General features: G+C 59.8%; 19 protein-coding genes. 4 read left to right on the forward strand and 15 right to left on the reverse strand.

The window, feature by feature from the left end; all coding sequences use genetic code 11:
- Positions 1-81: 81 nt before the first annotated feature.
- Together HHJ16_RS13100 and HHJ16_RS13105 are read right to left on the reverse strand one after the other, a co-directional pair.
- Complete coding sequence (locus HHJ16_RS13100) at positions 82-2,292, reverse strand: TonB-dependent receptor (RefSeq protein ID WP_296901269.1); 2,211 nt, start codon at positions 2,290-2,292, stop codon at positions 82-84.
- Between the two features lie 262 nt (positions 2,293-2,554).
- The gene (locus HHJ16_RS13105) at positions 2,555-2,941 is read right to left on the reverse strand and encodes a DUF2946 family protein (protein ID WP_296901271.1); all 387 of its coding nucleotides are present in this window, start codon (positions 2,939-2,941) and stop codon (positions 2,555-2,557) included.
- Positions 2,942-3,221: 280 nt separating this feature from the next.
- Between HHJ16_RS13105 and HHJ16_RS13110 the strand changes: the two genes are divergently transcribed.
- Positions 3,222-3,806: a hemerythrin domain-containing protein gene (locus HHJ16_RS13110; RefSeq protein ID WP_296901328.1), complete on the forward strand. Its 585-nt coding sequence runs from the start codon at positions 3,222-3,224 to the stop codon at positions 3,804-3,806.
- A 185-nt stretch (positions 3,807-3,991) separates the two neighbouring features.
- On the opposite strand, the gene HHJ16_RS13115 is transcribed toward HHJ16_RS13110, so the two are convergent.
- From HHJ16_RS13115 to cydP, 12 genes are all read right to left on the reverse strand, one after another.
- Positions 3,992-4,372: a rhodanese-like domain-containing protein gene (locus HHJ16_RS13115; protein WP_296901273.1), complete on the reverse strand. Its 381-nt coding sequence runs from the start codon at positions 4,370-4,372 to the stop codon at positions 3,992-3,994.
- Between the two features lie 137 nt (positions 4,373-4,509).
- The gene (locus tag HHJ16_RS13120) at positions 4,510-5,124 is read right to left on the reverse strand and encodes a class I SAM-dependent methyltransferase (protein WP_296901275.1); all 615 of its coding nucleotides are present in this window, start codon (positions 5,122-5,124) and stop codon (positions 4,510-4,512) included.
- A gap of 33 nt (positions 5,125-5,157) precedes the next feature.
- Entirely contained in the window at positions 5,158-5,628 is a 471-nt protein-coding gene (locus HHJ16_RS13125) for a PaaI family thioesterase (RefSeq protein ID WP_296901277.1), read from the reverse strand.
- 82 nt (positions 5,629-5,710) lie between these two features.
- Complete coding sequence (locus HHJ16_RS13130; protein ID WP_296901279.1) at positions 5,711-6,136, reverse strand: group II truncated hemoglobin; 426 nt, start codon at positions 6,134-6,136, stop codon at positions 5,711-5,713.
- Entirely contained in the window at positions 6,133-7,278 is a 1,146-nt protein-coding gene (locus HHJ16_RS13135) for an FAD/NAD(P)-binding oxidoreductase (RefSeq protein ID WP_296901281.1), read from the reverse strand. Before HHJ16_RS13135 ends, HHJ16_RS13130 begins: the two co-directional genes overlap by 4 nt.
- 8 nt (positions 7,279-7,286) lie before the next feature.
- Positions 7,287-7,925 carry a hypothetical protein gene (locus HHJ16_RS13140; RefSeq protein ID WP_296901283.1) on the reverse strand — a complete coding sequence of 213 codons (639 nt, stop codon included), beginning with the start codon at positions 7,923-7,925 and terminating at the stop codon, positions 7,287-7,289.
- A gap of 1 nt (position 7,926) precedes the next feature.
- A complete protein-coding gene (locus tag HHJ16_RS13145) occupies positions 7,927-8,247 on the reverse strand; it encodes a cyd operon YbgE family protein (protein WP_296901285.1) in 321 nt (106 codons plus the stop codon).
- Entirely contained in the window at positions 8,244-8,363 is a 120-nt protein-coding gene (gene cydX / locus HHJ16_RS13150) for a cytochrome bd-I oxidase subunit CydX (RefSeq protein ID WP_296901287.1), read from the reverse strand. The genes HHJ16_RS13145 and cydX overlap by 4 nt, the downstream gene beginning before the upstream one ends.
- 23 nt (positions 8,364-8,386) lie before the next feature.
- The gene (gene petA, locus HHJ16_RS13155; protein ID WP_366557494.1) at positions 8,387-9,034 is read right to left on the reverse strand and encodes a ubiquinol-cytochrome c reductase iron-sulfur subunit; all 648 of its coding nucleotides are present in this window, start codon (positions 9,032-9,034) and stop codon (positions 8,387-8,389) included.
- Positions 9,035-9,071: 37 nt separating this feature from the next.
- Positions 9,072-10,211, reverse strand: a complete 1,140-nt coding sequence (gene cydB, locus HHJ16_RS13160) for a cytochrome d ubiquinol oxidase subunit II (RefSeq protein WP_296901289.1) — start codon at positions 10,209-10,211, stop codon at positions 9,072-9,074.
- A gap of 12 nt (positions 10,212-10,223) precedes the next feature.
- Positions 10,224-11,801, reverse strand: a complete 1,578-nt coding sequence (locus HHJ16_RS13165; RefSeq protein WP_296901291.1) for a cytochrome ubiquinol oxidase subunit I — start codon at positions 11,799-11,801, stop codon at positions 10,224-10,226.
- Positions 11,798-11,980, reverse strand: coding sequence for a cytochrome oxidase putative small subunit CydP (gene cydP, locus HHJ16_RS13170; RefSeq protein WP_296901292.1), 183 nt, complete (start codon positions 11,978-11,980; stop codon positions 11,798-11,800). Before cydP ends, HHJ16_RS13165 begins: the two co-directional genes overlap by 4 nt.
- A 194-nt stretch (positions 11,981-12,174) precedes the next feature.
- Here cydP and HHJ16_RS13175 point away from each other — a divergent pair, with 194 nt between their 5' ends.
- The 3 genes from HHJ16_RS13175 to HHJ16_RS13185 all read left to right on the forward strand — a co-directional run bounded on the left by HHJ16_RS13175 (position 12,175) and on the right by HHJ16_RS13185 (position 16,917).
- A complete protein-coding gene (locus tag HHJ16_RS13175; protein WP_296901295.1) occupies positions 12,175-13,554 on the forward strand; it encodes a sigma-54-dependent Fis family transcriptional regulator in 1,380 nt (459 codons plus the stop codon).
- Between the two features lie 225 nt (positions 13,555-13,779).
- The gene (gene fusA / locus HHJ16_RS13180; protein WP_296901297.1) at positions 13,780-15,888 is read left to right on the forward strand and encodes an elongation factor G; all 2,109 of its coding nucleotides are present in this window, start codon (positions 13,780-13,782) and stop codon (positions 15,886-15,888) included.
- Between the two features lie 75 nt (positions 15,889-15,963).
- The gene (locus tag HHJ16_RS13185) at positions 15,964-16,917 is read left to right on the forward strand and encodes a DHHA1 domain-containing protein (protein ID WP_296901300.1); all 954 of its coding nucleotides are present in this window, start codon (positions 15,964-15,966) and stop codon (positions 16,915-16,917) included.
- On the opposite strand, the gene HHJ16_RS13190 is transcribed toward HHJ16_RS13185, so the two are convergent.
- Positions 16,914-17,537 carry a methyltransferase domain-containing protein gene (locus HHJ16_RS13190; protein WP_296901301.1) on the reverse strand — a complete coding sequence of 208 codons (624 nt, stop codon included), beginning with the start codon at positions 17,535-17,537 and terminating at the stop codon, positions 16,914-16,916. The genes HHJ16_RS13185 and HHJ16_RS13190 overlap by 4 nt on opposite strands.
- Between the last annotated feature and the right edge of the window lie 38 nt (positions 17,538-17,575).

The following is a 17,575-nucleotide window of genomic DNA, read 5'->3' on the forward strand; positions in this document are numbered from 1 at the left end:
TTTCGCGGACGAAAGAACTGGATCCGAGTCAATAAAGCGCCGCCCCTGGCAGCGCACCCGGGTGCGCTGCCAGGGGTGATGTCAGAAGGTCACGCTCACGCCAGCATAGAGCGAGCGCCCGATGCCGGGAACAGGAATGCCGTAAGGAACGGCTGTTCCCATCGTGCTGCCTTGGCCGACGTAGGCCCCGCCCAATGGGTAGTTATAGAGTTTATTGAAGACATTCTCTATGCCGACATCGAACCGCGCCTGTTTCCACGCATAGCTGGTGCGCAGATTAAACAAACCGTAGCCAGCGGTTTTAAGTTCGTTCCGGACCTGCAGGGTGTCTGTTTTGGCGCCTACCAGCTGGACTTCTGCGGTGTTGGTCCAATTCGCCACTTGCTGGACCACCGACAGTGTCGCGTTTAGCGGCATGATGTTGTACAGATTCGTGCCCGTGGTCTGATTCTTTCCATTGACATAATTCAACAAGCCAGTCGCCGTGAAACTTCCGTAATCCGTCGTCATCATCAATGGCATGTAACCTGAAATATCTACACCGTAGAGGCGGGCGTCTTGGTTAACAAACTGGAGATAAACAAAGCCTGTGGTGGCGGTCTGGTTTGCTGCATTGCAGTTGGCGTTTGAAGAACTGCAACGGCGGGCATCGATGTAGTTCTGAATATAGGTCACGTAAGGGGTTGCCTTAATGCCCCATTTTTTTTCAGCGTGATCATGCCAGTCGGCCGTAACGCTGACGGTATGTGCGAGCTCGGGCTTCAGGTCCAGATTGCCGAGGTAGCCATTGCCATCGCCGGTCCAGTTGACCATTCTCATGGCCATCCCGCCGGTCGACCACGCAAATCGCTCATAGAGGTTGGGCGAGCGCGTTTTTTGCGCATAGCCAAACTCATAGGTCTGGCCGCTGTTCGGCGTGTAGCGAGCGAGCGCTGTCAGGTCGAGGTTGTGATCCGTGCGTTGGTGGTCACGGGCATTGAAGTTGGTCGCATCTGCCAAATACGTTGCGCCCGTGTTGTAGCCCTGAACCTTGCCCGTGTTCATTTTTACCGTGCCGCTACGCACCCCAAGTTGGGTCACCCAGTGCGGGTTCCAGTGCGCCTCCCATTCACCAAAGACATCCATACGATCCCGCTGTCCGTCGTTGATGTTCCTGAATGTATTCGGGGACATTCCGCCGGTCCCGGACGGTACCCACCAGTCGTTGAGACGATACCGTTGATACTCGCTCCCAATCCTGACGGTGTCGCGCTCTGAAAGCGTGATATCTGCCTTGATAAGTGCGCCCGTGTTTTTCCCCTCCGTCTCCATCGGCATACCGGGTGCGGTGGCGTACCAAAACTGTTTGTCGTCGCCGAAATTCATTTTGTGACGCGTGTCTTCGGTGTAAACACGCGCCTCCAAGTCACCCCATTGATACTGGCCTTTATAGCGAAGATTAACTTGAGTGCTGTCATTTCCGGTCATATCCATGCGTTGGTTGGGATAGCCTTGGTAGGGAATGTGTTGAAAACCCAACTTCAGTTCCAACAAATGATCGTCATTGCGCAGGGCAAATCCCAGCGATTGGTTCTCGGATTTATAGCGCGAAGAGCCCACTTCATCGCCGGCCAACCAGCCTCTGCCGGTCGCTGCAAGCCTTGCTGGCTTGAAGTCTCCGCCGGCCTTGTAGTCGCCGGCCTCCACGGTTGATCCGCTGTAAGTCATATTGAACGTTTCGCTTGCGATCGTGGCCGAAAGGTTAGCGCCGCGAGCGTTGCCGTTACTGCGATAAAACGTGCCGACCTGCCCTTTGTGCAAGCGCTCCTGTCCCGCTGCTGAAAATTCAGGTTCAGGTGAATTGACACGAACGGTGCCGCCAATGCTGTCGCCACCGGCGCTTACCGGCGCAATGCCGCTAAACACCTGAATGCTGCCCACGTTAGAGGGATCGATGTACGAAAGCGGCGGGTTCATGTGGTTCGCGCAGGCAGAGATCAGGTTCATGCCATCCACCTGCACCCGTAGCCGGTCATCAGCCAGGCCATGAATGACCGGCAGGCTTGAAACGCCGCCGGACCCATACAGGCTGACGCCTGGAATATCGCGCAACAATGTCGTCGTATCTGGCCCCCCGCGGCGCCTGTTGAGGACTTCCCTATCGATATTGCTGGTGCCCAGCGGCGTAAGCAACGACGTCCCCGTGACGGTCACCGTGTCAAGTGTGGGCGTGGGCGTGGGCGTGGACGTGGTCTGAGCATGAAGGGCGCTGCAGGCCAGCGCGGCGGCAGCGGTCAAGAGATTCAGTTTCATGGTTTTATCCAATAAATAGAGTGAAAAATCAGGCCGGCAAGTTAACCGGCGCGATAAGGCTCCGGGTTAAGGAGCTCGGTGTAGGGGGACGTCTGTCAAAGTGGGAGACGCTTCATCGCGGGCACCCACTGCACTGCGCGCGGAGGCGCAGCACAAAAGATGTACGGCATGATTTCGGGGCCCCCGCGCTTTGAACAGAACCGCAGAAGGGGAGCTGGCCGACAGGCCAACACGTCAAGCGCCTGAGGGGAGGCGGTTCAGGTCAAAGTATGGCGGGGGGCCCGCGGCTGAAAGGCAGCCCGGGGATGACCACCGCCAAATTCGTCGGGTAATCGAGGCTGGCTACCTGCTGACCAGGAAAGCAGGGAATAACGCAGACGGGGAGCGCTGGCAGCACCAGACCGACCGTACCGCACAGATCGCAGCGGGCAGCGACCTGGGGGGGATCACCGGAGCTGGAGTCTGAATTCGAGCCATTGGCGGATGCCAGATTGAGGCTACAAATACCGCCCAGCTTGCCGGTTCGTACCTCTTCGGTCAGCATGGAGACGGGCGCCCACAATGCTGACAGCACAGCCAGAAAACTCAGGCACGCTGCAAGGCGGGTCCATAAAGTCAATGCGGAGCGGGCAGGTGGACGGTACGACACGCGGCGATTATAGGGTTACTCCCAGTCCGTCCGCGGCGGACTCCTGACTCGCCTTGCAAGCTTGCTTATTTTTAGCGTCGCGAAGAACCATCGGCTCGCAGGCGATCTTGAGGGAACAAAAAAGACGGCTGAAAAGCGCCATTTTGAAGTAATTTTTAATCCCAGCAGGGCCGCATTGGGATGACTAGCTGCTGAAGATTTGACCTTCGTCATGGCCTGAGTGATCCGATGCGCGCATTCTAAGAATGCTGCGATCACAATAATATTTTTGGAGACTACCATTTCACACACCAGCCTGCAAATCATCCGCGACGAGCATTTGTCATTGGCCGCCATGCTTCGATCGATGCTCCTGATGGTGGAGCGCGGTCCCGGCGATCACGCGCAGCGGTTCTTTGACGTGCTGCGTGCCATGCTGTTTTATATCGATGAATTTCCAGAACGCTTGCACCACCCCAAGGAGTCGGATTTGCTGTTTCCGCGCGTGGTGCGGGCTGCACCGTCGGTGATGGAGGCGGTGGCGCGGCTGGAGCAGGACCACATGAGTGGTGAGATGGCGGTGCGAGATTTGCAGCACCTGCTGCTGGCGTGGGAGTTGCTTGGCGAGTCGCGCAGGCGGGCCTTTGTAGACCGGTGCAACAGCTACGTGGATTTCTATCTCGAGCACATGCGGGTGGAAGAAACTTTGATCTTGCCTGAAGCCGAAAAGATGCTGACCGAGGACGATTGGCGCGAGTTGGACGCTGCCTTCGAGAAGAACTGTGACCCGCTGACTGGCAAGTATCCGCCTGATCCCGCCTTCGCGCGTCTTTTTACGCGCATTGTGATGACGGCACCGGCTCCCATTGGATTGGGCGAAGCTTGAAAAATTTTGGCGCGGCGGGCGCCCTTATCTGGTTGGAGGTATTTGCCCGGTCTTAGGGTCGTAATTGCGGTGGACCTGGCGCTTCTCGGCAACGCATCACGACACTGACGGCCGCATTTGACCAGGTAGGTGCTGTAACTCCGGCCTACCTGAGCGATGGCAAGGGCGAACTGACCAGCACCGGTTCACTCGAACGCTGGCTGCTGGGGCTGGACCACCGGCTTACCAGCGGCCACCCAGGCGTCGTAACCGCCTGCGATGGACTGGACGTTCAGGTAGCCCATTTCCTGTAGCGCGATCGCCGACAGGGCAGCGCGACCACTGGTTTTGCAATACAGCACGATTTTCAGATCGCGCGCCTGCAAGGCAGGGTTGCCGCTGAACTTGAACTCCAGCATGCCACGTGAAATATGCACTGCGCCGCTCAGGTGGCCGGCGGCGTATTCGTCCGCTTCACGCACGTCTAGCAGAAGGTCGGCGTCACGGATGGCTTGCGCGGAATTTTGAACGGCGATTTCGTGCACGCGAGTCTTAGCAGCGGCAACCAGGTCTTGGGCGGTTTTCATGGCGGTTCCTAATCGGTTCAGAATAAAGTTTGCCCGCGACGTGTCGCTGCAGGCTGTCTCGCCATCATAAAGGCAGTTAAATTTACTATTAAAGCGAGAGCTGCTTGATTAGGGGCAACAGCCGCTACCGGTGATTTTCAGGCTAAACGCGGCCCTATCCAGCGCGTGACGTGGGCGCGGCCTTGGTGGCCGGTGCCCTCGGACAGGGTCATTTCACCGTGCCACACCAGCGCAGGCACTAGCAGGCCATCGAAATCGGCGTCCAGTTGCTCTGGGGTGTAGAGCAGGTCGGGGTCCTTGGGGCCACCGCTGGCGTGCGCCAGCTGTTCGGGGTGGAAGGCTTCCAGAATCAGCCACCCGCCAGGGCGCAGGCCTTGGGCCAAGCGACGATGGGCACGCTGGCGGATGCCGCTGGGCAGGTGGGTGTAGATCAGTACGACCGCGTCGAGGCTGGCAGCTTGGGGTCCCCAATCGCTGAGGTCGGCCAGCTCGGTGGCCACTTTGACGCCCCGGTCAGCGGCTAATTTTTGGGCCTTTTGCAGGCCAACCTGCGAATAATCTACCGCCTTCACGGTGTGCCCCTGCTCGGCCAGCCAGACGCTGTTTCGGCCTTCCCCATCGCCAGGGACCAGCACGCAGCTGGCCGGTGCTAGCCTAGCGGACTGTTCGCGCAGAAAAGCGTTCGGTTCGGTGCCATATTTGTAGCCAGGCTCGGCAAATCGCTGGTCCCAGAAATTCAAAAGAGGGCTCATTTTCTATCGCCATAAAAAAGTACGACAAGCAGTTCAGGCGCGGTCGCTCCCGAAGTGTTCCGGCATCTGCACCGCCACAACCTCGCCACGGGCAGTTGCGACGCCATCCACCAGCACTGTGGTTTCCACGATCACCTTGCGACCTTTGATTTCTTTGACGCGACCGCGAATTTCGAGAGTGCCGGCAAGCGGCGTTGGTTTGAGGAAGTCCACATGCAGCGAGCCCGTGACGAAGCGGAATGCAGGCAGCGTGTCCATTTCGCGTTTTTCGGCGCGGTACATCGCTGCAGCGGCCGTGCCCGTGCTGTGACAATCAATCAGCGAGGCGATCAGCCCCCCGTAAGTGAAGCCCGGCACTGCCGTGTGCCAGGGCTTTGGCGTGAAATGGGTCACCGTTTCATCGCCGTCCCAGAAGGTTTTGATTTGGTGACCATGCGTGTTCAGCCGACCGCAGCCATAGCAATGCGCGACGTTTTCGGGGTAATACTCTTGAAAGGCTTTCATGAATTCTCCGGGTAAAGACGAGGTCCGGTGGACGTGTCAGGCTTGTTGTTGAGCGTCAATGCGGGGGGCGGTGGCAACCCTCTCAAGCGGCCTCGCCAGCCGGGCAGGGTCCGGCGCCTTGCGTATTCACCATATGGTCGGCCATCTGCGTAAAGGTGTCGATCAATTGGGCCCGGAATACCTCGTCCGCAACCTGCTCGCTCAATGCCTGCTTCATGCACAGCATCCACTCATCGCGCACCACTGGTCCGACTGCGTAAGGATTGTGGCGCATGCGCAGGCGTGGATGCCCCTTTTTCTGAATGTACAAGGACGGTCCACCGAACCATCCCGAGAGATAGTCAAACAAATTTTCTGCGCTGCCTTTGAGGCTTTCGGGGTGCAAGCGCCGCACGGCGTAGGCTTCGGGAAGCTCATCCATCAGCTCGTAAAAGCGGAGTACCAACTGCTGCACACCAGCGGCGCCACCCAGCGCTTGGTAGGGGGTAATCATGGTTTCGGTCGTCATCGGTATTTCCTGAGGTAAGCGCTTTCGAACCAGCGCTTGATCCAGTGGAACACGCGCGAAGAAGGCAAAATGAGATTGTGCTGTAGCGTACGCCAGACCAGCGTGCCGTGGTCGATGGCGTCAATGATGCAGATCAGCTCCACTTTGAAGGTGGCATTCGGCGTCTGTCCATGCAGCTCCGCCAACAGGTTTTCTGCAGCGGCGGCGGCTTGCAGGTCGGCCATATGCGCTTGTTTGGGCATCCAGTCCGGGCCTGGGAAGCTCCCAGAATCGCCCACCACATAGACCTGCGAAACGTGCGCAGGGCCTTGGACGCGACATTGCGCATCGGCCTCGAGCAAGCCACCAGGCGAGCGCGATAAATCGGTCTGATCGAACCAGCTGTTGCCGGTCATGCCGGGCATGAAAAGGATCAGGTCTGCAGGGAATGTGCCGCCCTCGGTCACTACCCGGTCGGCTTCAAAGCGCACGAGCTTGTGGCCCAGATGCGTGCGTATGTTGCGCCGGCTCATCTCTTCCAACAGTCGCTGCACGGCTTTGGGGCCAAGGCGGCTACCGGGTTCTTTCGAAGGATTGAAGAACACCAGATCGAAGCGGGCGCGCCGACCCTCGCGCCGAAGTTGTTCATCAATGCCGAACAGGAATTCGAACATTGGTCCGCCGCGCACCGCGCTGGGCTCGTCGGGATTGCCGGCAAAGCCGACCGCAATGATGCCACCCTGCAGGCCCTTCAGGCGATCCCGAATATTTTCGGCTGCGGTGATGCCTTCGCATGGCGTGATGGCGTGTTCGATGCCTGGAAGCTTCTTGATGAAGCGACCGCCGCTGGCGATCACCAGCGCGTCGTTAAGCACGTCGCCCGCAGTCGTATTCACCACGCGGCCTCCGTCGCGCAGGCTGGTCACTTCGGCTGCGATATGCCGCACTTTCATCCGGGTGAAAAAATTGCCCAGCGGAACCACCAACTGCTCGCGGCTGCGCAGACCGCTGGGAATCCATATGATGCCGGGCAAGTAGTGCAGCTCGGCACGCGGCGCGATCAGCGTGATCTCGGCCTGAGTGTCACGCTGACGAAGTTCGCGCACGCTGGACAGCGCGCCAAAGCCGGCGCCAATGATGCTGATTTTTAACGGTGAGTGCATGTGATGGATCAAAAAATGGACGTCAGTGCAGGGGTCGTAGAAAGCCTGTCGACACGCATCAGAAACTCATCGCGTGACAAGCCCGCAAAAAGCGGATGCCAGCGTCGCTGCTCCAGCACGGTACTGACGGCGCGCGCGCGGCGTTCATAGCCGGCAAACAGCAGCGTCTCGTCCGGCAAGGTGAACACGCGCTGCTTCACGCTGTCCCACAGGGCATCAGGTGCTGCAGGCTGTGGTTGGTGCGGGCAGGTGTTTACGGCCAGCAAGCCGCCGCAGAACAAACGGTCGCGCCAGGCAAAGCTGAGGCAGCCGGCGGTGTGGCCCGGCGTGGCTAGAACGCGCATCAGTTCGTCGCCAAAAGGCAGCACATCGCCGTGTTCGGCCACGTGAATGGCCGGCCCGCCTTGACCCTGCACCAGAGGTGCTGCCAAGCGCGTCAATAACGCAGGCTCCTGTGGCATGAGGAGGTCGTGCTGGTGCGTGCGAAGCACCCAACGAAGCCGCAGTTCGCGTTCTGCCAGCAGCGCCAACAGCACGGGCAAGTCGCGCCCGCGGGGATCTACCAGCACGGCTTCGCGCGCACCGGCATCCGCCAGCAGGTAAGTCAGTTCGCCGCTGCGTTCGTCATGCAGGATACGGAAATACATCTCAGGTTCCCCAGCGCAGCCAGCCGGCGAGCATTAGTCCAGCCAGGCAGGACCAGCCTGAGAAAAGCAGGCGCCAGAGCCGCGCCCGAGGCACGAATCCAACGCCGCGCACAAACCCCGCGCTCATGGCCCAAAACAGTGCAAACGCCAAACCGTGGGCGACCCTACCGTCCGCTGTCGTAAACAGCCAGGGGTAAGCGCTGCCGACCAGCATGATGGCAACCGCCAAAAGCAGGCTTGGCACGTGAACGGCAGCGCCCGCCGACTCGGCAGCCAGGTCAGTGCGACCCTGGTTTTCCGGGCAGGGTGTCTGTTGCGTCATGGGGCGTCAGTCCGGCGCGCCTTGGCGCGGGCTTCCTCGTTTTCGCCCCACAGGGCGTTGAGAATGGCCAGCAACACCGCAAAACCGACCCCGAGTATCCATGCGAAATACCACATCATCTTGTCCTTTCAAACGATCTTCAGGCGGTGCCGGCATCGTCCTCGCCGATCAGCAGCTTGCTGTCAGCCAGGTATTTGTGCGGTGGCACTTCCAGGTTGGTGGGGGCCGGTTTGTTCTTGTAGACCCGACCCGCCAAATCAAAGGTGGAGCCGTGACATGGACAGAAAAAGCCGCCTTTCCAGTCGTCGCCCACGCCGGGATTGCTGGTGCCAATGGGGACTTGGCTGGGCGAACAGCCGAGGTGGGTGCAGATACCGACGCTCACGAATATTTCGGGTTTGATCGAACGCTGCGGGTTTCGCGCGTACTCGGGCTGTTGATTTTTCTTCGAAGACGGGTCGACCAGACGGGCGTCGAGCGAAGGCAGGTTCGCCAGCATCTCGGGCGTGCGGCGCAGAATCCACACCGGCTTGCCACGCCACTCGATCGTTTTGAGACCGCCGGGTACGAGGTCTGAAATATCAACCGCCACGCTCGTGCCCATCGCAAGGGCACGTTCGCTGGGGGTAAAACTGGACACGAAGGGCACGGCGGTGACGGCAACGCCAACGCTGGCGGTGACGGCGGTGAGCAGGATCATCTGGCGCCGCTCGGCATCGTGTTCGACTGGTTTGCCGGATGACAGAGGAAGGATCGAAGGAATGGGTAAAGGTGAGGTTGTGGTCATGGCGGTTGTGTTGATCAAGAGGCGAGTGAATAAGCGCTCAATAGGTCGCGTGATCGTTTTCCTGAATGTAGGCAGCGGTCACCTTGCCGCGCATCACCCGGTAGGCCCAGCCGGTGTAAAACACGATCAGCGGAATGAAGATGAGCGTCGCCCAGAACATGATGGACAGCGAGAGACGGCTCGACACGCTGTCCCACACCGTCAAACTTGCCGCTGGCATGCTGGACGAAGGCATGATGAATGGAAACATCGAGGCACCCGCGGTCCCAACGACGCCCGTCAAGGCCAGCGCCGACGCCACAAAGGCGGTCAGCGTGCGGCGCAGCAGCAGCAGTCCAGCCGCCAACAAAGCACCGCCCACACCCAGCGCCGGCAGCAACCACAACAGGGGCTGACGGCTGTAGTTGGCCATCCAGGCACCGGCTTCGCGCACCACCGTCTTGTTCATCGGGTCCGACAGGGCGGACGGATCGATGACCGAGGTGATGCGGTAACCTGCAATGCTTGCGTTGAGCCACACGCCAGCCGCCGCAAAGGCCACGACCATGACGAGGGCCGCCCCCACGGCGCCTTTGACAGCGCGCGCCTGGATGACGCCTTCGGTCCGGTGGGCCAGGTAAGTGCCGCCGTGCATCGTGATCATGGCACTGCTCACCACGCCGGCCAGCAGGGCGAACGGATTGAGCAACTGCCAGAAAGTGCCGGTGTAGGTGGAGACCATAAACCCGTCAAACTGGAACGGCACGCCCTGCAGCAGGTTGCCGAAGGCTACGCCGAAAATTAGTGGTGGCACGGCACCGCCTATGAACAGGCCCCAGTCCCAGGTGTTGCGCCAGGCCGCGTTGTGAATCTTGCTTCGGTAGTCAAAGCCCACCGGGCGGAAAAACAAGGCCCATAGGACCGCCATCATGGCCCAATAGAAGCCGCTGAATGCGGTGGCATAAACCAGCGGCCAGGCTGCAAAGATGGCGCCGCCGCCGGTGATGAACCAGACCTGGTTACCCTCCCAGTGCGGGCCGACGGTGTTGAGGATGACTCGGCGTTCCAGGTCGTTCTTGCCGACGAACGGCAGCAGCGTTCCCACGCCCATGTCGTGGCCGTCCATGATGGCAAAGCCGATCAGCAGTACGCCCACGAGCAGCCACCAGATGACCTTGAGGGTTGGATAGTCGAGCATCGATGTTCTCCTTTAGGCGTGTGCTGTGACAGGGTTCTGCGGCGCAGCTTCGCGCTGGTAGCGGCCGGTGCCCAAGCTGCCCGGACCGAGACGCACAAACTTAATCATCAAGACCATCTCGACCACCAGCAGCACGGTGTAGAAACCGATGAAACCCGCCAGCGAGCCATACAGGCTGTTGACGCTGAGCGTGGAAACGCTCAGATGGGTGGGTAGAACGCCGTAGATGGTCCAGGGCTGGCGACCATACTCGGCCACGAACCAGCCCAGTTCACAAGACAGCCAAGGCGCGGGCAGCATCCATAGCGACCACTTGAGCAGCCAGGGTTTTTGCTGTATGGCGGTTTTGAGCGTGCTCCAGAACGCCAGCGCAAAGAGTGCCAGCATCGCAAAACCCAAGCCCACCATGATCCGAAAAGCCCAGAACATCGGCGTCACGCGTGGCACGGTGTCGTTGACTGCCTTGTCGATGATTTCAGGCGTGGCTTGATTGACGTCAGTCACATATTTCTTCAGCAACAGGCCAAATCCAAGGTCGGCCTTGTGCCGTTCAAACGCCTGTTTGGCAACGCTGTCATTGCGGTTGGCGCGCAGTGCTTCCAGCGCCGTCACGGCAACCATGCCCTGCATAATGCGCTCGCGGTTTTTAGCCTTGATCTCGTAAATGCCGGGAATCTCTTTGCTGATCGAGCGCGTGCCGATCAAGCCCATAAGCCAGGGGATCTCGATCTCCCAGTCGTTCTTTTGCGCCGCTTCATTGATGCTCGCCACCACGGTAAAGGGTGCAGGTGCCGGTTTGGTTTCCCACATCGCCTCAAGTGCCGCCATCTTGGTTTGCTGGGCCTCACCCACGGTGTAGCCGGATTCGTCACCCAACACAATCACGCTCAGCGCCGAAGCCAGACCGAAGGCGGCGGCGACGCGAAAACTGCGCTTGGCAAATTCCACATCGCGCTTTTTGAGCAGATACCAGCTCGAAATCGACAGAACAAACATGGCCCCCGTCACGTAACCGGCAGACACGGTGTGGACAAACTTAGCCTGCGCGTCCGGATTGAACACCACTGCCCAGAAATTAGTCATCTCCATGCGCATGGTCTGGTAATTGAACTCGGCGCCCACGGGGTTTTGCATCCAGCCGTTGGCAATCAGGATCCACAACGCCGACAGGTTGGTGCCAATAGCCAGCAGTGCGGTCACCATCAGATGTTGGGTTCTGGACAGCCGGTTCCAGCCGAAAAAGAACAGGCCGATGAAGGTCGACTCAAGGAAAAAAGCCATTAACCCTTCAAGTGCCAGCGGCGCACCGAAGATGTCGCCGACATAGTGGGAGTAGTAGGCCCAGTTGGTGCCAAACTGGAATTCAAGCGTGATACCAGTCGTCACTCCCAGCGCAAAGTTAATACCGAACAGCTTGCCCCAGAAGCGCGTCATATCCTTCCAGATGACGTTGCCCGTCATCACGTAAACGCTTTCCATGATGAGCAAAATCCACACCATGCCGATCGTCAGTGGCACAAAGAGAAAGTGGTAGAGGGCCGTCACGGCAAACTGCAATCGCGACAGGTCCACCAGTTGTTGAGAAATCATCGGGCCGTTTCCTTTGGTTTGACGTGCTCTGGGCCCAGCAACTGCGCCGCAGCGGCTTGGCTATCGACCGCTACGCTTTGTTCGCGCACAAAGACCCACCACAAGGCCATCAGGACAGCCAGCTTAATGACCAGCACAAGGGCCAATCTCTGCACCAGAATCTTGTCTTGTGGTTTCATAGATGCAAGGTCTTCAGGCTTTCTGTATCAAAAAACGTGCCACGCAGAGCAAACGAAAAAATCTTTTAAATTCAAAGACTTGCATGTAGGGCGGCGATGTGCCTGCAAAGCTGGGAAGAAAAGTGCTGCCACGTTATGACAGTTTTGGCATAACGTGGCAGAGTTTGGCGGCTTCTGTCTACACTGTCTGCAGCATGAAAGACGTTCCCCTGAAGCCCTTGCCTGAATTGGTGTCTTATCTGGAGGCTTTGGCGGAGCCCCATATCCTGTTCGATACGCGCTACCGCATCGTGGCGGCTAATGCGGCTTACCGACGGCAGTTCAGTCCCGAGCGGAGCGTGGTGGGCCGCACCTGCTACGAGGTGTCGCACCATTTCAGCGTGCCCTGCGACCAAGCCGGCGAGTCCTGTCCGCTGGCTAAATCGCGGGAATCGGGTCAGCGTGAGCGGGTGCTGCATATGCACCACACGCCTCAGGGCGAGGAGTACGTCAACATCGAACTTGCCCCGCTGCTGGATGCCAGCGGCGAGCAAGCCTTTTTTGTCGAGAAGATGGAGTCGCTGCGCGTTGCCAGAGGTCAACCGATGGTTCAGGGGCTGATCGGGCGAGCGCCTGCATTTCAGCGCATGCTGGCGCTGGTTGCTCGCGTAGCGCCTTCTCAGGCCACGGTACTGCTGCTGGGTGAGTCAGGCACTGGCAAGGAATTGGTCGCCCACGCGCTACACGAGGCCAGCCCGCGCGCGCACCGGGCGCTGGTGGTCGTGGACTGCGCCAGTCTGCCGGAAAACCTGTTTGAGTCCGAACTGTTTGGTCATGAGCGAGGCGCGTTCACCGGCGCGACTTCGGCTAAAGGCGGCCTGGTGGAAGCCGCGAGCGGCGGCACGCTGTTTTTGGACGAGGTGGGCGACATTCCGCTGACCATGCAAGTCAAACTGCTGCGGCTGTTGGAGTCTGGCACTTACCGCCGTGTGGGCAGCACCGATCTGCGCCATGCCGATCTGCGTGTGGTGTCCGCCACCCATCGCGATCTCGATCGCATGGTGCTCGAGGGGCGCTTTCGCGAAGACCTGTACTACCGCCTCTGCACCTTTCCCATTCACTTGCCCGCCCTGCGCGAGCGCAAAGACGACCTGCCCTTACTGGCGGCCGCCTTGCTGGAACGGGTGGCGCCCGCGCGGCTGTTAGCGCTCGCGCCAGGGGCGTTGGCGCTGTTACAGGCGCAGGATTACCGCGGTAATGTCCGGGAACTACGCAACCTGCTCGAACGCGCTTCGCTGCTATGTGATGGATCGGCGATCGAAGCGGTCCATGTGCAGCAGTCGCTGCAGTCCGGTCGCCGCGCATCGTCTGCGCCACAGGCGCCGCGTGCGCCTGGCCTCGAAGCGGCGGCTGATGGCGCCCCGGCTGTCCCGGCCGCCGTCCCGTTTGCCGCAGGCGGTCTGCGGGCCATCGAGCGCGCCGCGCTGCAGCAACTGATAGCTGACCACCGCGGCAGTCGCGCTGAACTGGCGGTTCGGCTGGGCATCAGCGAGCGGTCTCTTTACCGCAAGATCAAGGCGTTGGGCGCTTCGTAAAACCGTTGACCGGAGTGGCTGCGCCAGAGCCGGCGGGCTTGTCCACCGGGCGGTTGCAGTCACTGAGGGTAGGGTGGCTCGATTCAAGCGAGGCCTCCCAGGGCTGCGCACCGCGTTGCGACCGCAGAAGCGATTGTCGGACCGACGCCCTGTACAAGACCTGCTCTCTGAGCGCAAAATCATTCATGCGCAGCGCCATCCAGCGTTGCCCCAAAGGAGCTTGCCGTGAGTCGCAAAACACCTATTGAGCGCTACCGCAATATCGGCATCAGCGCCCACATCGACGCGGGTAAAACCACGACGACCGAGCGCATATTGTTTTATACCGGCGTGAATTACAAGCTGGGCGAAGTCCACGATGGCACGGCAACCATGGACTGGATGGAGCAGGAACAGGAACGCGGCATCACGATCACGTCGGCTGCAACGACCACGTTCTGGAAAGGCATGGCAGGCAACTACCCTGAACATCGGATCAACATCATCGATACGCCGGGCCATGTCGATTTCACCATCGAGGTCGAGCGCTCCATGCGCGTGCTCGACGGTGTGGTCATGGTCTATGACGCCGTCGGCGGCGTGCAGCCGCAGTCTGAAACGGTTTGGCGGCAGGCCAACAAGTACAAAATGCCGCGCATCGCCTTTGTCAACAAAATGGACCGTGTGGGCGCTGACTTTTTGCGTGTTCAGCGCCAGATTGGTGAGCGCTTGAAAGGCGTGGCAGTGCCGGTTCAGCTTCCGATCGGAACGGAAGACCATTTTCAGGGGGTGGTCGACCTTGTGAAGATGAAGGCCATTCTCTGGGACGACACCAGCCAGGGCGTGCACTTCGAGTACGGCGATATTCCGGCCGACCTGGCTGATCTCGCGAAAGAATGGCGCGAGAAAATGGTCGAAGCCGCCGCCGAAGCCAACGAAGCTTTGCTGGCCAAGTACCTGGCGGGCGAGGCTTTGAGCGAAGACGAGATCCGGCAGGCGATTCGTCAACGCACGGTCGCCGGCGAAATCGTTCCCATGCTGTGCGGCAGTGCGTTCAAGAACAAGGGCGTACAGGCTTTGCTCGACGCCATCATCGATTACCTGCCTTCACCCGCCGATGTGCCCGCTATTCTTGGCCACACGGTAGACGACCAGGAAATCGAGCGTCACCCGGGCGACGACGAGCCGTTTTCCGCATTGGCCTTCAAGATCATGACGGATCCGTTCGTCGGCCAGTTGGTTTTCTTTCGCGTCTATTCCGGCGTCGTAAATTCAGGCGAAGCCGTCTTCAATCCGACCAAGGGCAAGCGCGAGCGACTCGGCCGCATCCTGCAAATGCATGCCAATGTGCGCAACGAAATCAAGGAAGTGCGCGCCGGCGATATTGCGGCGGCGGTCGGTCTGAAGGATGTGACCACCGGCGACACCTTGTGTGATCCGGACAAGGTCATCATCCTTGAGCGCATGAGCTTTCCGGAGCCCGTGATTTCGCAGGCGGTTGAGCCCAAGACCACGGCCGACCAGGAAAAGATGGGGCTTGCCCTGAACCGTCTTGCCCAGGAAGACCCGTCGTTTCGAGTGCACACCGACCCGGAGTCAGGCCAGACCATCATCTCCGGCATGGGCGAGCTGCACCTCGAAATTCTGGTTGACCGCATGAAGCGCGAATTTGGTGTCCAAGCAAACGTCGGCAAACCGCAAGTTGCCTACCGCGAAACCATCAAACAGGCCGTCCGCGATGTCGAAGGAAAATTCATCAAGCAATCGGGTGGGCACGGCCAGTACGGCCACGCAGTGCTGAACCTCGAACCCCTGCCACCCGGTCAGGGGTATCAGTTTGTCGACGCGATCAAGGGCGGCGTCGTGCCTCGAGAGTACATTCCAGCGGTAGACAAAGGCATTCAGGAGAGCTTGCGTTCTGGCGTGCTCGCGGGCTACCCGGTGGTCGATGTGAAGGCCACGCTGGTGTTTGGCTCTTACCACGATGTCGACTCGAATGAAAATGCCTACCGCATGGCGGGCGCAATCGCGTTCAAAGAGGGAATGCGTCGAGCCAAGCCGGTTCTTCTCGAGCCGATGATGGCGGTCGAAGTCGAGATGCCGGACGAGTACATGGGCCACGTGATGGGAGATCTGTCCTCACGCCGCGGCAGCATCCACGGCATGGAAGACATTGCGGGCGGCGGCGGCAAACTGGTGCGCGCCGAAGTGCCGCTGGCGGAAATGTTCGGTTATTCGACCTCGCTGCGCTCACTCACGCAAGGGCGAGCCACCTATACGATGGAGTTCAAGCACTATGCGCAAACACCCCCCAGCGTTTCCGCCGCGATCGTGAACGTCAAACAGATCGCGTAGCGACGCCACGCCGTTCCAGCAGCCGCTCTCTGGCTCGATGTAGGTCGCTGCTTGGGCGCGACAATTCATAGCTCCATGAAAACTATTCTTCCTTTGCAACTTCTGGTCGCGCCCGACAAAAACGACCCCCAGCCGCTGGTGATCTACCATGGCCGCAGTTGCCCTGACGGCTTTGCGGCAGCGTTGGCCGCCTGGCTTTACTACCAGGGCCAGGCCGAGTTTCTGGGGTTGGACCATGGCGACATCCGGTCGGTGGAGGATCTGCCGCTCCTCGCCGGGCGCGCCGTTTATATTCTCGATTTTTCCTTCTCGCCGGAACTGATGCGCGCGATTGAGGAACGTGCTGCCAAGCTCGTGATGCTGGACCACCACAAAAGCGCGGCGGAAAAGCTCACGGGCTTTGCCTGCCGCTGCGGGGTGGTGCACTTTGACATGGACAAATCGGGTGCCAGGCTCGCCTGGGAATTCTTTCAGCCCGCCAGGCCGTTGCCAGACTTGGTGCGCTTCATCGAAGACCGCGACATTTGGGTGTGGCAATACCCCGAGAGCGCAGGCTTTCTTGCGGCGCTCGATATGGAGCCGTTCGACTTTAAACGCTGGACCGAGATCGCATCGTTCAGCCCCGCCCAGTTGACTGCCTTCATGGCGCGTGGCCAGGCCATGGATGAGAAGTTCAGCAAACTGGCAGCGGACGTTGCCGAAGGTGCGCAAGCCCTGATTTTCAACGGCGTGCGCGGCTTGATGGTCAATGCCCCTGGCGTATTTCACAGCCTGGTGGGCAATTTACTGTCGCAACAAAGCGGTACTTTTGCGCTGATGTGGATTGCCTCCAAGGGTGGCGTCATCAGGGTAGGGCTGCGCTCGCAGCGCGGCTTCGATTGCATTGCCCTGGCGGAAAGCATGGGGGGTGGTGGCCACGCGCAGGCGTGCGGATTCAAAATGGATAAAGAACGTTTGCCGGAGTTGCTCAGCGGTGTGTTTGATGCCGATGGCGGGCCTTCCCTTGCGCAGCCTGGGGTCGCTCCTTAAGCCGCTAGCGTTTCGCCCCAGTAATGAAAGGTGAAGGGCCTGGGACCGGGCAGGTAGCGGGTGTGCAGGTCAGCCAGCCGAAAACCCGCTTCCTGCAGCAACGCCGGGATGTCTCGCCCCAAATGGCAGCCCCCGGCTACTTTGCCCCACAGCGGCTGCAGCCGGTTCTGCCAGCGCCGCACCGATTCGTCCGGCGCACGCCCATGCTCGCAAAACAACAACTGTCCGCCGGGTGCGAGGACCCGGCGCATTTCTTTGAGCGCGGCCAGCGGATCGGAGATGGTGCACAGTGTGTAGGTAATCAGCACCGTGTCAAAGCTCGCGTCAGGGCGGGGGATCTGTTCGGCTGACAGCCCCACCAACTCTACGTCCAGCCCCGACAGCTCGATGCGTTCGCGAGCCAGTGCGTGCAACTGCAGGGCCGGGTCTAAACCCGTGATTTTGGTCACCCGGGTCTTGTCGTAATAGGGCATGTTGAGCCCCGTGCCAATGCCCACCTCCAGCACGCGGCCCCGCGCCAGGGGCACTAAAAGCTGGCGCTGCCGGCTGATCATGGGCAGGCCACAGGCAAAGTCCAGCGCAGGAGGCAGGATGTAGCGGTCGTACCAGGAGAGGCTCATTTTGGGACCGGTTAGTTGTAGATTCAATGCATCGGCGA

The organism is Polaromonas sp., assembly GCF_012927485.1.
In the GTDB taxonomy this organism is placed as follows: domain Bacteria; phylum Pseudomonadota; class Gammaproteobacteria; order Burkholderiales; family Burkholderiaceae_C; genus Polaromonas.

Coding starts and splice junctions, on each gene's coding strand:
- HHJ16_RS13100 (WP_296901269.1), bottom strand. CDS start 2,292: ATGAAACTGAATCTCTTGACCGCTGCCGCCGCGCTGGCCTGCAGCGCC.
- HHJ16_RS13175 (WP_296901295.1), top strand. CDS start 12,175: ATGAAAGACGTTCCCCTGAAGCCCTTGCCTGAATTGGTGTCTTATCTG.
- HHJ16_RS13190 (WP_296901301.1), bottom strand. CDS start 17,537: ATGAGCCTCTCCTGGTACGACCGCTACATCCTGCCTCCTGCGCTGGAC.
- cydB (WP_296901289.1), bottom strand. CDS start 10,211: ATGCTCGACTATCCAACCCTCAAGGTCATCTGGTGGCTGCTCGTGGGC.
- HHJ16_RS13130 (WP_296901279.1), bottom strand. CDS start 6,136: ATGACGACCGAAACCATGATTACCCCCTACCAAGCGCTGGGTGGCGCC.
- cydX (WP_296901287.1), bottom strand. CDS start 8,363: ATGTGGTATTTCGCATGGATACTCGGGGTCGGTTTTGCGGTGTTGCTG.
- HHJ16_RS13125 (WP_296901277.1), bottom strand. CDS start 5,628: ATGAAAGCCTTTCAAGAGTATTACCCCGAAAACGTCGCGCATTGCTAT.
- HHJ16_RS13185 (WP_296901300.1), top strand. CDS start 15,964: ATGAAAACTATTCTTCCTTTGCAACTTCTGGTCGCGCCCGACAAAAAC.
- HHJ16_RS13145 (WP_296901285.1), bottom strand. CDS start 8,247: ATGACGCAACAGACACCCTGCCCGGAAAACCAGGGTCGCACTGACCTG.
- HHJ16_RS13120 (WP_296901275.1), bottom strand. CDS start 5,124: ATGAGCCCTCTTTTGAATTTCTGGGACCAGCGATTTGCCGAGCCTGGC.
- HHJ16_RS13115 (WP_296901273.1), bottom strand. CDS start 4,372: ATGAAAACCGCCCAAGACCTGGTTGCCGCTGCTAAGACTCGCGTGCAC.
- HHJ16_RS13135 (WP_296901281.1), bottom strand. CDS start 7,278: ATGCACTCACCGTTAAAAATCAGCATCATTGGCGCCGGCTTTGGCGCG.
- cydP (WP_296901292.1), bottom strand. CDS start 11,980: ATGAAACCACAAGACAAGATTCTGGTGCAGAGATTGGCCCTTGTGCTG.
- petA (WP_366557494.1), bottom strand. CDS start 9,034: ATGACCACAACCTCACCTTTACCCATTCCTTCGATCCTTCCTCTGTCA.
- HHJ16_RS13140 (WP_296901283.1), bottom strand. CDS start 7,925: ATGTATTTCCGTATCCTGCATGACGAACGCAGCGGCGAACTGACTTAC.
- HHJ16_RS13165 (WP_296901291.1), bottom strand. CDS start 11,801: ATGATTTCTCAACAACTGGTGGACCTGTCGCGATTGCAGTTTGCCGTG.